12 protein-coding genes are annotated in these 17431 nt (G+C 71.0%); 5 read left to right on the plus strand and 7 right to left on the minus strand.

From position 1 onward, the window contains the following. Positions 1-133: 133 nt before the first annotated feature. Positions 134-388, plus strand: a complete 255-nt coding sequence (locus tag DJ021_RS13915) for a hypothetical protein (protein WP_165837222.1) — start codon at positions 134-136, stop codon at positions 386-388. Here the strand turns inward: DJ021_RS13915 and mgrA are convergent. From mgrA to DJ021_RS13940, 5 genes are all read right to left on the minus strand, one after another. Further along, the gene (gene mgrA / locus DJ021_RS13920) at positions 385-1431 is read right to left on the minus strand and encodes an L-glyceraldehyde 3-phosphate reductase (RefSeq protein ID WP_111458120.1); all 1047 of its coding nucleotides are present in this window, start codon (positions 1429-1431) and stop codon (positions 385-387) included. The two genes, DJ021_RS13915 and mgrA, sit on opposite strands and share 4 nt — an antisense overlap. A 140-nt stretch (positions 1432-1571) precedes the next feature. Beyond that, positions 1572-2969, minus strand: coding sequence for an efflux transporter outer membrane subunit (locus tag DJ021_RS13925; RefSeq protein WP_111458121.1), 1398 nt, complete (start codon positions 2967-2969; stop codon positions 1572-1574). Continuing rightward, positions 2966-6118, minus strand: a complete 3153-nt coding sequence (locus DJ021_RS13930) for an efflux RND transporter permease subunit (RefSeq protein WP_111458122.1) — start codon at positions 6116-6118, stop codon at positions 2966-2968. Before DJ021_RS13930 ends, DJ021_RS13925 begins: the two co-directional genes overlap by 4 nt. Positions 6119-6127: 9 nt before the next feature. Next, complete coding sequence (locus DJ021_RS13935; protein WP_243626029.1) at positions 6128-7279, minus strand: efflux RND transporter periplasmic adaptor subunit; 1152 nt, start codon at positions 7277-7279, stop codon at positions 6128-6130. Positions 7280-7461: 182 nt separating this feature from the next. After that, the gene (locus tag DJ021_RS13940) at positions 7462-9474 is read right to left on the minus strand and encodes a glycoside hydrolase family 3 protein (protein ID WP_111458124.1); all 2013 of its coding nucleotides are present in this window, start codon (positions 9472-9474) and stop codon (positions 7462-7464) included. 188 nt (positions 9475-9662) lie between these two features. Between DJ021_RS13940 and DJ021_RS13945 the strand changes: the two genes are divergently transcribed. Then, on the plus strand, positions 9663-10319 hold the full coding sequence (locus DJ021_RS13945; protein ID WP_111458125.1) for a 2-hydroxychromene-2-carboxylate isomerase: 657 nt from the start codon (positions 9663-9665) through the stop codon (positions 10317-10319). Continuing rightward, a complete protein-coding gene (locus tag DJ021_RS13950) occupies positions 10316-12550 on the plus strand; it encodes a sulfatase-like hydrolase/transferase (RefSeq protein ID WP_111458126.1) in 2235 nt (744 codons plus the stop codon). The genes DJ021_RS13945 and DJ021_RS13950 overlap by 4 nt, the downstream gene beginning before the upstream one ends. A gap of 39 nt (positions 12551-12589) precedes the next feature. Here DJ021_RS13950 and DJ021_RS13955 read toward each other — a convergent pair whose 3' ends face one another. Continuing rightward, entirely contained in the window at positions 12590-12910 is a 321-nt protein-coding gene (locus tag DJ021_RS13955; RefSeq protein ID WP_111458127.1) for a hypothetical protein, read from the minus strand. A gap of 104 nt (positions 12911-13014) precedes the next feature. On the opposite strand from DJ021_RS13955, the gene DJ021_RS13960 reads away from it, so the two are divergent. After that, complete coding sequence (locus tag DJ021_RS13960) at positions 13015-14304, plus strand: nucleotide sugar dehydrogenase (RefSeq protein WP_111458128.1); 1290 nt, start codon at positions 13015-13017, stop codon at positions 14302-14304. Positions 14305-14307: 3 nt separating this feature from the next. On the opposite strand, the gene DJ021_RS13965 is transcribed toward DJ021_RS13960, so the two are convergent. Further along, entirely contained in the window at positions 14308-15327 is a 1020-nt protein-coding gene (locus tag DJ021_RS13965) for an NAD-dependent epimerase (RefSeq protein WP_111458129.1), read from the minus strand. Between the two features lie 246 nt (positions 15328-15573). Between DJ021_RS13965 and DJ021_RS13970 the strand changes: the two genes are divergently transcribed. After that, entirely contained in the window at positions 15574-17427 is a 1854-nt protein-coding gene (locus tag DJ021_RS13970; RefSeq protein WP_111458130.1) for a phosphoenolpyruvate carboxykinase (GTP), read from the plus strand. Positions 17428-17431: the final 4 nt, after the last annotated feature.

The raw sequence follows: 17431 nt of genomic DNA on the forward strand, positions 1-17431 counted from the left end.
CAACGCTTTCGAACGCTTTCTAAAACCCCGACCGAGCCTTCCAAGCAAGGCTTCCCTTGGTCGTGGCGTAAATGTGATCCGCCAGACCTGGTTGCTGTCAGACGATCCGAGGACCGATCAACCGGAGATCGAGGTGCTCGCGACCCGCCGTACCGCCTCGGAGGCGGCCGACGTCGCCCGGGAGGCGGCCCTGGCCTTCCGGCGGCACGGCTTCCACAAGCCCAGCGGCTGCTGGTGGGGGGCCGACGAGGCGCGGTTCCACCGTTTCAGCGTGCGCGGCCAGTCGCCGCGGGCGACGGCGTCGGGAATCGCTGTCGCCCTGGCCGCCCTGGCGACGGTGGCGATCATCGTCCGCCGGCCGCGCAAGGGCGCCAGGGCGCAGAGCTAGACGACGTCGGCCGGCTGCAGGCCCGAGGACACCTTCCACAGGTCGATCCCGCCGTCGGTGGCGTGGGCGTCGATCTCCGCCAGCTCTTCGGCGGAGAACGCCGGCGCCTGTAGGGCGGCCAGCGAGTCCTCAAGCTGTTCGACGTTGCGCGCGCCGATCAGGGCGGCGGTCACCCGCGGATCGCGCAGCGTCCAGGCGATCGCCATCTGCGCCAGGCTCTGGCCGCGGCGCTGGGCGATGGCGTTCAGGGCCCCGATCCGCTCCAGGTTCTCCGGGCTGAGCAGCCTGGGGTTCAGCGACCCCTGCCGGGCGGCGCGGGAGTCGTGCGGCACCCCGCCGAGGTACTTGCGGGTCAGCATGCCCTGGGCGAGCGGCGAGAAGGCGATGCAGCCGACGCCAAGGTCTTCCAGCGTGTCGAGCAGGCCCTGTTCGATCCAGCGGTTGATCAGCGAGTAGGACGGCTGGTGGATCAGCAGGGGCACGCCCTCCGCCTTCAGGATCTCGTGCGCCTGCCGGGTCAGTTCCGGGGAATAGGAGGAGATGCCCACGTAGAGCGCCTTGCCCTGACGCCAGGCCTGGGCGAGGGCGCCCATGGTCTCCTCAAGCGGCGTGCTGGCGTCGACCCGGTGCGAGTAGAAGATGTCGACATAGTCGAGCCCCATGCGCTTGAGGCTCTGGTCGAGGCTGGCCAGCAGGTATTTCCGCGAGCCGCCGGGGCCGCCGTAGGGACCGGGCCACATGTCCCAGCCGGCCTTGGTGGAGATCACCAACTCGTCGCGGTGGGGCCGGAGGTCGAGGTCGAGGTAGCGGCCGAAGTTCTCCTCGGCGGAGCCGGGCGGCGGGCCGTAGTTGTTGGCCAGGTCGAAGTGGGTGACGCCCAGGTCGAAGGCGCGCCGCAGGACGCTGCGCCCGGTCTCGAAGACGTCGACGCCTCCGAAGTTCTGCCACAGGCCGAGCGAAATGGCGGGGAGGTCGAGCCCGCTTCGCCCGCAGCGGCGATAGGGCATGTGTCGATAGCGGTCGGGCGCGGCGAGGTAGGTCATCTGGTCTCCGTCGGTGGAGGCGCGCGGCCCCGGCACGCACTTCGGGTTTCGAAACCCCCGCCGCCCTACGGCCCGGCTGTCATTCGCGCGTCAACCGTTGCGTCGGCCGATCGCGACTTTTCGCCTGTCCGGCTCCCGCGCTATTCCGTGCGGCCGCCGAGCGCCCGGTAGAGGGTGACGACGTTCGCCAGGTCGTTCAGGCGCACCGCGACCGCGCCCTGTTGCGCCGCATAGAGGACGCGCTGGGCGTCCAGGGTGTTGAGGTAGGTGTCCGCGCCGCGCTCGTAGCGGGCGGTGGACAGGCGCAGGGCGTCGGCGGCGGCCACCACCAGGGCCTCCTGGGCGGTGCGCTGCTCGGCCAGGCCGCCGCGGCCCGCCAGGGCGTCGGCGACGTCGCGGAACGCAGCCTGGACGGCGCCTTCGTACTGCGCCACCGCGAAGTCCTTGGCGGCGCGGGCGCCGCGCAGGTTGGCGCGGTTGCGGCCGCCGGCGAAGATCGGCAGCACGACGCTGGGCGTGAAGCTCCAGCTGGCGTTCGCGCCCCGGAACAGGCTGGAGAGCGCCGGGCTCGCCCCGCCGGCCGCGCCGGTCAGGGTGATGCTGGGGAAGAAGGCGGCCCGCGCCGCGCCGATGTCGGCGTTGGCGGCGCGCAACTGATGCTCGGCCTGCAGCACGTCGGGCCGGGCCAGCAGGACGTCGGAGCGCACGCCCACCGGGATCGGCCGGAAGCTCGAGGCGACCTCCTCAAGACCGGCCGGGGTCTGGGCTTCGTCGACCGTGCGGCCCACCACCAGGTCCAGGGCGTTCTTGGCCTGGGCGGCGGCGATGGCGTAGCGGGCGGCGTCGGCGCGGGCCTGTTCGACCACGGTCTCGGCCTGCCTGACGTCGAGTTGCGAGGCGACGCCGGCGGTGAACCGGCGCTGCGTCAGCGCCAGGGACTCCTCGGCGCTGCGGCGGGTCGACAGCGCCAGGGTGACGAAAGAGCGGTCGGCGGCCAGCGTCAGGTAGCTGGTGGCGGTCTCGGCGATCAGGCTGAGCTGGACGGCGCGGCGACCCTCGTCGGTGGCGAGGTACTGCTCGAAGGCGGCGCGGGAAAGGCTGCGCTGGCGGCCGAACAGGTCGAGCTCGTAGGCGCTGACGGCGAGGCCCGCGGAGATCGTGCGGACGTTCTGGTGGCCGCCGCCCGGCAAGGGCGTGCGGACGTAGTTCGCCGAGGCGGTGGCGTCGAGCGTCGGGAACAGCAGGCTGCGCTGCGCCTCGAACTGGGCGCGGGCGATCTGCGCGTTGGCGACCGCGGCGCGCAGGTCGCGGTTGTCGGCCAGGGCGGTGTCGATCAGGGCGGCGAGCTTGGCATCGGCGACCAGGCCGCGCCAGTCGACCGGGCCCGCCACGGCGCCTGGGGTGGGCGCGGCGTAGGGCGCGCCCTGCGGCCAGCTCGACGGGATCGGGGCGGCCGGACGCCGATAGGCCGGGTCCAGCGAGCAGCCGCCGACCAGGGCGGCGGTGGCGACCAGGACGGCGGAAAGGCGGCGGATCATGGCTGGGCCCCCTCGACGGCCGGCCCGCCCGCCGGCGGCTCGACCTCGCCGCGCTTCCTCGGCGCGTAGCGGAGCACCAGCACGAAGAACAGCGGGGTGAACACCAGCGCCATGATGGTCGCCGAGAGCATGCCGCCGATCACGCCCGTGCCGATGTCGTTCTGGCTGCCCGCGCCCGCGCCGGTGGAGATCGCCAGCGGGAACACGCCGACCATGAAGGCCAGCGAGGTCATCAGGATCGGCCGCAGCCGCAGCCGCGCGGCGTGGATCGCCGCCTCGACCATGTCGACGCCGCGCTTGCGGGCGTCCACCGCGAACTCGACGATGAGGATGGCGTTCTTGGCGGCCAGGCCCATGGTGGTCAGCAGGCCGACCTGGAAATAGATGTCGTTGTAGAGCCCGCGCAGGCTGGCCGCGAGCAGGGCGCCGACCACGCCCAGCGGCAGGATCAGCAGCACCGCGACCGGGATCGACCAGCTCTCGTAGAGGGCCGCCAGGCAGAGGAAGACCACCAGGATCGAGAGCCCGTAGAGCATCGGCGCCTGGGCGCCGGAGGCGCGCTCCTGCAGCGACAGCCCGGTCCATTCCAAGCCGACGCCGGGCGGCAGCCTGGCGACCATCTTCTCCATGGCGGTCATGGCCGCGCCCGAGCTCTTGCCGGGCGCGGCCTGGCCCTGGATTTCGAACGAGGGCAGGCCGTTGTAGCGCTGCAGCTGGGCCGGGCCGTAGGTCCAGCCGATGTTGGCGAAGGAGGAGAACGGCGTCATCGTCCCGGCGTTGTTGCGCACGTTCCAGGAGAACAGGTCGTCGGGCTTGCTGCGGAACGGCGCGTCGCCCTGCATGTAGACCCGCTTCACGCGGTCGCGATCGATGAAGTCGTTGACGTAGGTCGCGCCCCACGCGGCGCTGAGCGTGCTGTTGATGTCGGCCTGGTTGAGGCCGAGCGCGCCGGCGCGGGCGGTGTCGACGTCGACGTGCAGCTGCGGGGTGTCGTCATGGCCGTTGGGCCGCACCGCGACGAGGGTCGGGTCCTGCGCCGCCATGCCGAGCAGCTGGTTGCGCGCCGCCAGGAAGTCCTGGTGGCTGAGGTTGCCGCGGTTCTCCAGCTGCAGGTCGAAGCCGGTGGAGTTGCCGAGCTCCTGCACGGCCGGCGGCACCACCGCGAAGATCTGGGCGTCGCGGACGCTGGACAGCTTCTGCATGGCCCGCTGCGCGACGGCCGGCGCGCGGTTGGCCGCGCCCTTGCGGACGTCCCAGTCCTTGAGCTTGATGAAGCCGATGCCGGAGTTCTGGCCGGCGCCGGCGAAGTTGAAGCCGGCGACGGTGAACAGGTCGCCGACGTTGTCCTTCTCATCGACGAGGAAGTGGTGCTCGACGGCGCGCAGGGCCTCCAGGGTGCGGGTCTGGCTCGCGCCCACGGGCAGGGTGACCTGGGTGAACATCGCGCCCTGGTCCTCTTCCGGCAGGAAGCCGGTGGGCATGCGCACGAACAGCAGCACCATGGCCGCGACGATCACCCCATAGACCACCAGCGCCGCGCGCGGCCGGCCGATGACCGAGCCAAGGCCCCGCTCGTAGCGGTCCCGGCCGGCGTCGAAGGCGCGGTTGAAGCCGCCGAACAGGCCCTGGTGGGGCGTGGCGTCCGGCTTGTGGGGTCTAAGCAGGGTGGCGCAGAGCGCCGGCGTCAGCACCAGGGCGACCAGCACCGACAGCACGATGGCCGAGACCATGGTCACCGAGAACTGGCGGTAGATCACCCCCGTCGAGCCGCCGAAGAAGCCCATCGGCACCAGCACCGCCGACAGCACCAGGGCGATGCCGGTCAGGGCGCCGGTGATCTCGTCCATGGACTTGCGGGCCGCCGCCTTCGGCGACAGGCCTTCCTCGGCCATCAGCCGCTCGACGTTCTCGACCACCACGATGGCGTCGTCGACCAGCAGGCCGATGACCAGCACGACGGCGAACAGGGTCAGGGTGTTGATCGAATAGCCGAAGGCCGCCAGCACGCCGAAGGTGCCCAGCAGCACCACCGGGACCGCGATGGTCGGGATCAGGGTGGCGCGCCAGTTCTGCAGGAAGACGAACATGACGATGACCACCAGCACCATGGCTTCGGCGAGCGTCTTGATCACCTCGTGGATCGAGATCCGCACGAAGGTGGTGTTGTCGACCGGGAACGACAGCTTGACCCCGGGCGGGAAGGTGGAGGCGAGCTCCTGGGCCCGCGCCTTGACCGCATCGGCGGTGGTCAGGGCGTTGGCGCCGGGCGCGAGCTGGACGGCGACGCCGGCGGCCGGGTGGCCGTTCAGGCGGCTGATCGCATCGTAGTTCTCGCTGCCGAGCTCGACGCGGGCGACGTCGCCGACGGTGACCAGGCCGCCGCTCGCCGCGCTGCGCACGATCACCTTGCGGAAGTCGTCGGCGGTCTTCAGCCGCGACTGCGCCGTGACGGTGGCGTTCAGCTGCTGGCCGGGCGGGGCGGGCAGGCCGCCGATCTGGCCGGCGGAGACCTGGGTGTTCTGCGCCTGGATGGCCGCCTGCACGTCCCCCGGGTTGAGCTTGAGGTTGGTCAGCTTGAACGGATCGAGCCAGATGCGCATGGCGTGCTGGGCGCCGAAGGTCTGGATCGCGCCGACGCCGTCCACCCGCGACAGCGGGTCCTGCAGGTTGCTGACGATGAAGTCGGCGATGTCGAAGTTGGTGTAGCGGTCGGTGGGATCCGACAGCGCGACGATCAGCAGGAAGTTGGTGCGGGTCTTGGCGACCGTGACGCCCAGCTGCTGCACCTGCTGCGGCAGCAGCGGGGTGGCGGCCTGGACCTTGTTCTGCACCTGCACCTGGGCGATGTCGGGATTGGTCCCGGCCTTGAAGGTGGCGGTGATGGTCACCTGGCCGCTGGAGCTGCTGTTCGACGAGAAGTAGATCAGGCCGTCGAGGCCCTTCAGCTGCTGCTCGATCACCTGGGTCACCGAGTTCTGCAACGTCTCGGCGGACGCCCCTGGATAGGTGGCGTTGATGGTGACCGCGGGCGGGGCGATGTCCGGATACTGGGCGATCGGCAGGGTGCGGACCGCGAGCGCGCCCGCCAGCATGATCACCAGGGCGATGACCCAGGCGAAGATCGGCCGGTCGATGAAGAAGCGGGACATCGGGCGGGCCTACTTGGCGGCCATGACGGGCGCAGCGCGGGGCGATCCGGCCGGCACGGCGTGGACGGGGGCGCCGGCCTTCACCTTCTGCAGTCCTTCCACGATCAGCCGGTCGCCCGCCGACAGGCCGGAGGTGACGAGCCACTTGTCGCCGATCGCCGGCCCGGTGGTCAGGGTCCGCTGCTGCGCCTTGCCCTGGGCGTCGACCACCATGGCCGTGGGCAGGCCCCGCTCGTCGCGGGTGACGCCCACCTGGGGCGCGAGGATGGCGCTTGGGACCACGCCCTGCGGCACCACGGCCTTGACGTACATGCCGGGGAGGAGGGCCGCGGCCGGGTTCGGGAAGACCGCGCGCAGGGTCACCGCGCCGGTGCTCTCGTCGACCGTGACGTCCGAGAAGGCGAGCACGCCCGTGCGGTCGTAATCGCTGCCGTCCTCGAGGCGCAGCCGCACCGTCACCGAGCCGGGCGCGATCTTGCCCGACCGCAGGCTGCGCTGAAGGGCGAGCAGCTCACCGGCGGACTGGTTGATGTCCACGTAGACGGTGTCCAGCCGCTGGATGGTGGTCAGCGCACTGGCCTGGCTGGCGGTGACCAGGGCCCCGCGGGTGACGGTGGAGCGGCCGATGCGACCGGAGATCGGGGCCGTGACGCGGGTGTAGCCGAGGTTGATGCGCGCGCTGTCCACCGCCGCCTGCGCCTGCTGCACCTGGGCGGAGGCCTGGCCGTAGGCGGCGGCGGCGTCGTCGGCCTCCTGGCGGCTGACGGCGTTGATCTTGACCAGGTCGGCGTAACGCTCGGACTTCAGCCGGGCCGTGGTCAGCATGGCCCGCGCGTTGGCCAACTGGCCGTTCGCCTGGGCCAAGGCGGCGCGGTAGGGCGCCGGGTCGATCTGGTAGAGCAGCTGGCCGCGCTTGACCGTGGAGCCCTCGGTGAAGAGGCGGCCTTCGATCAGGCCGCTGACCTGGGGCCGCACCTCGGAGGTTTCGACCGCGCTCGTCCGGCCTGGGAGTTCGGTCTGGATGGCCGCCGGCTGTGGCTGCAGGACCACGACGCCGACCTCAGGCGGACCTTGCGGCGGCGGCCCCGAGGGCTTGCCGCACCCGGTGACCGTCGCGGCGAGGAGGGCCGCGGCCAGGAGACGAATTCCGAAGTGGGACACGATGACGCCTCGCGAGAGTGGCGGTGCTTTTGTCGGTTTGGGCGCGCACGTCAAGCGGTGCGTGCCCAAGCTTGGCCAGACAACCTGGGGTGGGCCGCAGGGCGGTGGCATAACCGGTTATTCAGGGCTGTCGCCTGCGGAGCCCGGAAAACGCCGGTCGGCGAAACCCGGCCGAGGCGATCCTATGGACGGGGGCCGGCGGCCGGAACCGGGTCCGCCCCGCCGGGTGAGCCGGGGACCTCCGGCAGTGCGGGCAGGGCGGCGGGACGGCGGTAGCTGAGGCCGTAACCGGAGGCGAACAGCGGGTCGTAGCCCGGCTCGCCGCGGTTCAACCGCGTCTGGCTGGCGAACTTCGGCCAGGCGTAGGAAAGACGGCCGGTGAAGTCGTGGCGCGCCCGGCCCTTGGCGTCGCCGACCAGCACGTCGGCGATCCCGCCGCCCTCGCTGCCCGGCAACCAGGCGGCGACGAAGGCGTCGGCGGCGGCGAGCTCCGGGTTCACCCACAGCGGCCGGCCGGACAGGAACACCGCCACCACCGGGATTCCCTGGGCCTTCAGCTTGCTGAGCAGGGCGAGGTCCGTCTTGGCGCCCGGCTGGTATTCCAGCGTCGCCAGGTCCCCCCGGGATTCGGCGTAGGGGTTTTCGCCGAACACCACGACCGCCACGTCGGGCTTGCGCCGGAACGATCCGTCGGGGCTCAGCTCGGCCATGCCGCCGGCCGCGTGGACCGCTTCGCGCAGGCCCGACCAGATCGACTGGGCGTTCGGGAAGTCGCCCGGCGTGTTGCCCTGGCCCTGCCAGCTGAGCGTCCAGCCGCCGGCCTGCTTGGCGACGTTGTCGGCGCCGTCGCCGGCCACCAGCACATGGGCCGAGCCGCGGATCGGTAGCACCGAGCCCTCGTTCTTCAGCAGCACCAGGGACTCGCGGACCGCCTGGCGGGCGATGGCGCGGTGCTGCGGCGACCCGAGGGTGTCGAGCCGGCCTTCCCAGGGGCGCGGCCCGAACAGGCCGGCCTTGGCCTTCACCCGCAGGATTCGGCGCACCGCATCGTCGATGCGCGCCATCGGGATCTCGCCGGACCGGGCCTGGGCCAGGGTGTTGCGGTAGAGACCCTTCCAGGTGTCGGGGGCCATGACCATGTCGATCCCGGCGTTGATCGCCGCGGGGCAGTTCTCGTTGGTGCAGCCCGGCAGCTGGCCGAGGGCGTTCCAGTCGCTGACCACGAAGCCGTCGAAGCCCATCCGCTGCTTCAGCACGCCGGTGAGCAGGCTGGCGTTGGCGTGCATCTTGACGCCCTGCCAGCTCGAGTAGGAGGCCATGACGGTCATCGCGCCGGCCTCGATCGCCGCCACGTAGCCCGGGGCGTTCAGGCGGGCGAGTTCGGACTCGTCGTACAGGTTGTCGCCCTGGTCCTTGCCCTTGTCCGTGCCGCCGTCGCCGAGGAAGTGCTTGGCCGATGCGGCCACGTGCCCGGCCTGGAGCGCGGGCCAGGTCGCCGGCGCGCCCTGCAGGCCGGCGACCATCTGGCCGGCGTAGGCGGCGACGAGCTGCGGATCCTCCGAATAGCCCTCGTAGGTGCGGCCCCAGCGGTCGTCGCGCACCACCGCCAGGGTCGGGGCGAAGGCCCAGTCGATGCCGGCGGCGGCGGTCTCCTGAGCGGTCGCCTCGCCGATGCGGCGCATCAGCGCCGGGTCGTGCATGGCGCCCAGCCCGATGTTGTGCGGAAAGAGCGTGGCGCCCACGACGTTGTTGTTCCCGTGCACGGCGTCCACCCCGAGCATCACCGGGATCGGCGTGTGGCCGGGGCGGGTCTCCAGGGACACGGCCCGGAAGGCGCGGGCGGTGGCCAGCCAGGCTGCGGCCGGCGAGCGGTCGGGCGCCCCCAGCGGCGGGCTGTCGCCGCCGGCCAGGATCGACCCCAGCGGATAGTCCCGCAGGTCTTCCGGCCTGATGCTGGCGATGTCGGCCTGGATCAGCTGTCCGACCTTCTCCTCCAGGCTCATCGTCGCCATCAGCCCGGTGACGAAGGCCTCGGTCTTCGGGTCCGTCAGGCCGCGGCTGTGGGCGGCAGGCCAGCGATCGGGGTGGGCCAGGCCCGGCGGATCAGCGGCGAGCGCCGGCCCGCGGAAGCCGCCGAGGATCGCGGCCACGGCGGCGAGGCTGGCGGCGGCGCGGCGGCAGGTCTGGCGGGTCATCGGGCCAAGCTCCGGCGGCAAAGGTGGGGGCAGGCGGGGCCATCCCGCCAGGCGCAAACTACGGCCGTAATACCCATCCTGGGGAATGGCGGCGTCGCCGGAGCCGGGCCGACATCCTAGGGTGGCGCCCGGACTGGGCCAAGGCGCCACGGCGCCGAAAGAGCCACGGCCGAGGGAGTCACGGGAAGATGCCGCTCGACTACGACCTCTATTGGTCATTCCGCTCGCCCTATTCCTACATGGTCGCCCCGAGGTTGCTGGCGCTGGAGGCGGAGCACGAGGTCGCGTGCCGCGTGCGCCCGGTCTATCCGCTGGCCGTGCGCACGCCGGAGTTCTTCGACACCCGCGATCCGCTCTGGCTGCCCTATTTCATGACCGACGTGTTCCGGGAGGCGGCCTTCCTGCGCCTGCCGTTTCGCTGGCCGCGGCCCGACCCCGTGCAGCGCGGCCCCGACGGCCGCTATCCCGAAGCTCAGCCCTGGATCCATCGCCTGACCCACCTGGGCGTCGCCGCCGCCGAGCGCGGCCGGGGCCTGGCCTTCCTCGTCGAGGCCAGCCGGGTGATCTGGAGCGGCGACGTGGACGACTGGCAGGAGGGCGACCACCTGGCCCGCGCCGCCGAGCGCGCCGGCCTCGACTTCGCCGAGATGGCCGCGGCGGTGGACGCCGCGCCGGACCGCTACGCCGCGGTGGTCGAGGAGAACCAGGTCGCCCAGCGGGCGGCCGGCCACTGGGGCGTGCCGATGATGGTGTTCGGCGGCGAGGCCTTCTTCGGCCAGGACCGGTTCGACCAGCTCAAGTGGCGGATGCAGCAGCACGGGCTGACGGCGAGGCGCGGATCATGACCCAGGCGAAGATCGGGCGGACGCTGGCCGACTCCACGCCCTACTGGCCGCCGAAGCCGCAGGCCCCGAAGGGTGCGCCGAACATCCTCGTGGTGCTGTTCGACGACGTGGGGTTCTCGGACTTCGGCTGTTACGGCTCGCCGATCCGCACGCCGACCATCGACGCCCTGGCGGCCGGCGGCCTGCGCTATTCCGGCTTCCACACCACCGCCATGTGCTCGACGACGCGCGCGGCGCTGCTCACCGGGCGCAACCACCATTCGGTGGGGATGGGCTGCCTGGCCAACTTCGACAGCGGCTACCCGGGCTACCGCGGCAAGATCGCCCATGAGGCGGGGACCCTGCCGGAGATGCTGCGCCCGCACGGCTACCGCAACTACATGGTCGGCAAGTGGCACGTGACGTCGCTGACCGAGTCCGGGCCGACCGGGCCCTTCGACGGATGGCCCCTGGGCCGCGGGTTCGACCGCTACTACGGCTTCATGGACGCCGAGACGGACCAGTACGCGCCCGAGCTGGTGCGGGACAACACGGCGATCGATCCACCCGGCGGCTACGCCGACGGCTACCACCTGACCGCCGACCTGGTGGACGAGTCCATCCGCTACCTGGCCGACCACATGGCCGACGCGCCGCAGACGCCGTGGCTGCTGTGGCTGGCCTTCGGGGCCTGCCATGCGCCGCACCAGGCGCCGAAGGAGATCATCGAGAGCTACGACCCGGTGTTCGCCGGCGGCTGGGACGTGGAGCGCGAACGCCGGCTGGCGCGGCAGAAGGCGCTGGGGATCGTTCCGGCCGACACCCGCCTGCCGCCGCGCAACGACGGGGTCCGCGCCTGGGAGGAGCTCAGCGCCGACGAGCAGAAGGTGACCACCCGCCTGCAGAGCGCCTTCGCCGGCATGCTCGACCATGCCGACCGCCAGCTCGCCCGGCTGGTGGCCTTCCTGGAGGAGACCGGGGTGGCCGACGACACCCTGATCCTGGTGCTGTCGGACAACGGCGCCAGCCAGGAAGGCGGCCTCAGCGGCTTCGTCAACGCCATGGGCCCCTACAACCTGAAGGCCGAGCCGCTGGCGGAGAAACTCGCCAAGCTCGACGACATCGGCGGCCCGGACAGCCATTCCAACTTCCCGCACGGCTGGGCGATGGCCTCGAACACGCCGCTGCGCCGCTACAAGCAGAACACCCACGGCGGCGGCATCCGTGACCCGCTGGTCGTGCGCTGGCCGAACGGGATCGCTGCGCGCGGGGAGATCCGGCCGCAGTTCGCCCACGCCAGCGACCTGGTCCCGACGCTGCTGGAGCTGCTGGGGATCTCGCCGCCGGAGACGATCGCCGGCGTCGCGCAGATGCCGCTGGAGGGCGAGAGCTTCGCCGCCAGCCTGAGCGATCCCGCCGCGCCGCCGCGCCGCCGGGCGCAGTATTTCGAGATGTTCGGCCACCGCGGCCTGTGGCGCGACGGCTGGAAGGCGGTAGCCTACCACCCGCCGGGGACGCCGTTCGAGGCCGACCGCTGGGAGCTCTTCCACCTCGACGCCGACTTCTCCGAAACCGAGGACCTGGCGCAGGCCGAGCCCGAACGGCTGAAGGCGCTGGTGGAGGCCTGGTGGGCGCAGGCGGAGGCCTGCAAGGTGCTGCCGCTGGACGACCGCTTCGGGCCGCGGTTCGCGGAGAACGCCGCGCGCTTCCAGGGCCTGCGCAAGCGCTTCGTCTTCCATGCCGGCATGGGCCACCTGCCCACCGACGTGGCCCCCGACGTGCGCAGCCGCTCCTACCGGATCGAGGCCGAGGCGGTGATCCCCACTGGTGGCGCGGAGGGCGTGCTGATCGCCCACGGCGACGCCACCAGCGGCTACAGCCTCTTCGTGCAGGACGGGCGGCTGCATCACACGCTGAACATCGGCGGGCAGCGGACGACGGTGAGCTCCGAGCGGCCGCTCGCGCCCGGGCCGCGCCGCCTGGGCGTCGCAGTGCGTCAGGGCCCGGACGGCCGCAGCTTCACGCTGACGGTGGATGGCGAGGCCGCCGGAACGCTGCACACCACCGCCGGCTTCGCCACCCTGATCTCCTGGTCGGGCCTGGACATCGGCCGCGGTCGCAGCAGCCCGGTCGGGCCCTATCCGGCGCCGTTCGCCTTCACCGGTGGCCTGCGCAAGGTGACGGTGGTGATGGACGAGGACCAGGCGCTCGACGGCGAGGCGGTCGGCCTGGCGGAAATGGCCCGGCAGTAGGGCTTCGCTCGTCGCCGGCCAGGTGGCTCCGGCGGCCGGCTACTTGCTGCGGCCCTCGTAGTGGATGCTGAAGAGCGCGCAGGCCACGGGATAGCCGCTCATGAAGGCCCGTCCCACGGTGTGGCGGAACCCCATCTCGACCCGCATCTCGCAATAGTAGTCGACGCCGTTCTGCACGGCGTGGCGTCGCCAGACGTAGGTCGGCTTGCCATCCAGCGTGAGCGACTGGTCCCAGGGGCCGTAGAGGCCAATCGCGTCCTCGAGCTGCTTGCCGGCCAGCGCCGACGCGCCATTGACCTGAGGCGTCGCGCAGGCGGCGAGGCCCAGCAGGGCGGCGATCAAGATCGGGGTCCGGCGCACCCGACCTTCACTATAGGCGCGCCGGTCGAGCGTCGAGGCCGCTTCCCGGTCGCAACCGAAACCGTGCTAGTGACGGCGCCGTCGCTTCCACCACCGAGACCCCGATGCTGTTGAACCCCTTCACCCAGGCCCCGACGAAGATCGCGGTGCTGGGCCTAGGCTATGTCGGCCTGCCGCTGGCCGTGGCGTTCGCGGGCCAGCACGAGGTCATCGGCTTCGACATCGATCCCGGCCGGGTGGCGGAGCTGCGCGCCGGGCGCGACCGCACGCTGGAGGTGTCCGAGGCCGAGCTGAAGGCCGCCAGCCGGCTGAGCTTCAGCGCCGACGAGGCCGACCTCGCCGGCTGCGACGTCTTCGTCGTCACCGTCCCGACCCCCATCGACCGCCACAAGCGGCCGGATCTATCCGCCCTGATGGCCGCCAGCCGCACCGTCGGCCGGGCGATCGGCCGGGGCGGGGTCGTGGTCTATGAGTCCACGGTCTATCCGGGCGCGACGGAAGAGGACTGCGTGCCGGTGGTGGAGGAGGTCTCGGGCCTCGTCTTCAACCGCGATTTCTACGCCGGCTACAGCCCCGAGCGGGCCAATCCGGGCGATCCGCATCACCGGCTGGCCAACATCGTCAAGGTGACGGCGGGCTCGACCCCGCAGGCCGCCGATTTCGTGGACGCCCTCTATTCGACCGTGGTCGAGGCGGGCACCCATCGCGCCAGCTCGATCCGGGTGGCCGAGGCCGCCAAGGTGATCGAGAACACCCAGCGCGATCTCAACATCGCGCTGATCAACGAATTTTCCCTCATCTTCAATCGGTTGGGCGTGGATACTCATGAGGTGCTTGCGGCGGCCGGCACCAAGTGGAACTTCCTGCCGTTCCGCCCCGGCCTGGTCGGCGGCCACTGCATCGGGGTCGATCCCTACTACCTGACCTTCAAGGCCGAGGACCTGGGCTACCACCCGGAGGTGATCCTGGCCGGGCGACGGATCAACGACGGCATGGGCGGCTATGTGGCGCGCGAGCTGGTCAAGGAGATGATCCGGCGCAGCACGCCGGTGAAGGGCGCCCGCGTGCTGGTGATGGGTCTGGCGTTCAAGGAGAACTGCCCGGACCTGCGCAACACCCGGGTGATCGACATCATCCAGGAGCTGAAGGACTACGAGGCCCAGGTCGACGTCTGGGACCCCTGGATCGCGGCCACCGACGCCCGGCACGAATACGGCCTCGACCTGATCGAAGCGCCGCCGGCGGGGACCTACGACGCTATCGTGCTGGCGGTGGCCCACGAGCAGTTCGCGCAGCTGGGGCCGCAGAAGATCCGCGCGCTGGGCAAGGCGGGCGCGGTGATCTTCGACGTCAAGAGCATGCTGCCCCGCGAAGCCGCCGACCTCAGGCTCTAGGGCTCAAGCTTCGCGGGCGCCGTAGTAGTCCAGGTACCAGTCGACGAATTTGCCGACGCCGACCTCGATCGGGGTGCTGGGCGAGTAGTCGAGGGCGGCTTTGGTCTCCTCGACGTCGGCCTCGGTGCGGGCGACGTCGCCCGGCTGCATGGGCAGCAGGTTGAGCTCGGCCTTGCGGCCCAGCTTCGCCTCCAGCACCTGGATGTAGCGCATCAGCTCCACCCGTTCGGAGTTGCCGAGGTTGAGGACGCGCCAGGGGGCGACGCCGCTGGTGGCCGGATCCGGCTTCAGGGGATCCCAGGCCGGGTTGACCTGCGCCGGCCGGTCGAGCGCGGCGACCAGGCCGGAGACGATGTCCTCCACATAGGTGAAGTCGCGCTGCATCTTGCCCTCGCCGTAGACGTCGATGGGCCGGCCCTTGAGGATGGCGTCGGTGAACTTGAACAGCGCCATGTCCGGCCGGCCCCACGGCCCGTAGACGGTGAAGAAGCGGAAGCCCGTCGCCGGGACGCCGAACAGGTGGGCGTAGGAATGCGCCATGGCCTCGTTGGCCAGCTTGGTGGCGGCATAGAGGGTGATCGGGTGGTTGGCCCCGTCGTGGACGTTGAACGGCAGTTTGCCGTTGGCGCCGTAGACCGAGCTCGTGGAGGCGTAGACCAGGTGCCTCGGCTGCACCGCGCGGCAACCCTCCAGGATGTTGAGGAAGCCGACGACGTTGGCGTCCACATAGGCCGCGGGGTTCTCGAGGCTGTAGCGGACGCCGGCCTGGGCGGCGAGATTGACCACGCCGGTGGGCCGGGTTTCCGAAAACAGCGCCGCCATGCCCGGACGGTCGGCGAGGTCGAGCCGGGCGTGGCGGTAGCCGGGCGCCTTCTCCAGGATCGCCAGCCGCGCGGCCTTGAGGGTCGGATCGTAGTAGGCGTTCAGGTCGTCGACGCCGATCACCTCGTCGCCACGCTCCAGCAGTCGTCGGCTCAGGTGGAAGCCGATGAAACCGGCCGAACCGGTCACCATGATCGCCATGAACCGTACCTCTAAGCTGACGCCTGATTCGCGGCTGAGTTAAGCCAAGGGCTCAACCGGGTCGAGGTTTAGTGATCGAATCCCGCTGATCGGAAAGGCATTTGGCGCGTTGTCGCCGACGGCGGAACCAATGGCGGTGACCTGCGGTATGCAGGCCCGTGTTCTGCACTTAGAGTTTGTCCAATAATGGATCGTGCGTCGACCGACGGGTTCCGGCGATCAAAAGGGGCGAGGGAGCGTTCTTGTATGACCCAACAGACCGTGCCGGGACTGGAGCCCGCGCCGACAAAGCACGCCAAACTGATCCAGTGGGTGCGCGAGGTCGCCGAGCTTACCCAACCTGATCGAGTCTATTGGTGCGACGGGTCTGAAGCCGAATGGAGTGCGCTGACCGACACCCTGGTCGAAGCCGGCACCCTGAAGCGGCTGAACCCCGCCAAGCGGCCGAACTCCTTCCACGCCGTCTCCGACCCGCGCGACGTGGCGCGCGTTGAAAGCCGCACCTTCATCTGCTCCGAGAAGCCGCAGGACGCCGGCCCGACCAACAACTGGCTCGACCCGACGGAGATGCGGGCCGACCTGATGGACCTGTTCAAGGGCTGCATGAAGGGCCGCACGATGTACGTCGTGCCGTTCTGCATGGGGCCGCTGGGCTCGAAGATCAGCGCCATCGGCGTGGAGATCACCGATTCGGCCTATGTGGCGGCGTCCATGCGGGTGATGACCCGGATGGGCCGGGCCGCCCTCGACCAGTTGGGAGACGACGGCTTCTTCGTGCCGGCCCTGCACTCGGTCGGCATGCCGCTGGCTGACGGCCAGGCGGATGTCCCGTGGCCCTGCAACGAAATCAAGTACATCGTCCATTTTCCTGAGGCGCGGGAGATCTGGTCCTACGGCTCCGGCTACGGCGGCAATGCGCTGCTGGGCAAGAAGTGTTTCGCGCTGCGGATCGCCTCGGTGATGGCCCGCGACGAGGGCTGGCTGGCCGAGCACATGCTGATCCTGAAGCTGACCTCGCCGCAGGGCGAGGTGCGCTATGTGGCGGCCGCCTTCCCGAGCGCCTGCGGCAAGACCAACATGGCCATGCTGCAGCCGACGCTGAAGGGCTGGAAGGCCGAGACGATCGGCGACGACATCTGCTGGATGCGGTTCGGCGACGACGGCCGCCTGTACGCCGTGAATCCGGAGTCCGGCTTCTTCGGCGTCGCGCCCGGCACCGGGCTCGACACCAACAAGAACGCCATCGACGCCCTGCACGCCAACTGCATCTTCACCAACGTGGCGCTGACCGACGACGGCGACGTCTGGTGGGAAGGCCTGACGGCCGAGCCGCCGGCCCACCTCATCGACTGGCGCGGCCAGGACTGGACGCCGGGCGGCAGCGAGCCGGCCGCCCACCCGAACGCGCGCTTCGCCGTCCACGCCAGCCAGTGCCCGGTGATCGCCGGCGAGTGGGAGGATCCGGCCGGCGTGCCGATCTCCGCCATCCTGTTCGGCGGCCGCCGGGCCTCGGCAGTGCCGCTGGTCACCGAGGCGCGCGACTGGGCGCACGGCGTCTTCATGGCCTCCAACGTGGCCTCGGAGGGCACCGCGGCGGCCGAGAACGCCATCGGCGAGCTGCGCCGCGACCCGTTCGCCATGCTGCCCTTCTGCGGCTACAACATGGGCGACTACTTTGGCCACTGGCTGGCGATGGGCGAGGGCGCCGATCCCGCCAAGCTCCCGCGCATCTATTTCGTGAACTGGTTCCGCAAGGACGAGCGCGGCAAGTTCGTCTGGCCGGGCTACGGCGAGAACGCCCGGGTGCTGAAGTGGATCGTCGAGCGACTGGAAGGCCGGGCGGAGGCGGTCGACACCCCCATCGGCCGGCTGCCGGCGCCGGGCGCCCTGGACGTCTCCGGCCTCAGCCTGAGCGAGGATCAGCTCGAGCTCCTGCTCACCGTTGACGCCGACATCTGGCGCCAGGAGGCGGCGCTGATCCCGCCGTTCTACGAGAAGTTCGGCGAGCACCTGCCGGCGGCCCTGTGGACCGAATACCGGGCCCTGGTGGAGCGGCTGTCGCAGACCGCGCGCCAGCCGGAGATGGCCGCCGCCGAATAGGCGG

This window comes from Phenylobacterium hankyongense (genome assembly GCF_003254505.1).
Taxonomy (GTDB): domain Bacteria; phylum Pseudomonadota; class Alphaproteobacteria; order Caulobacterales; family Caulobacteraceae; genus Phenylobacterium; species Phenylobacterium hankyongense.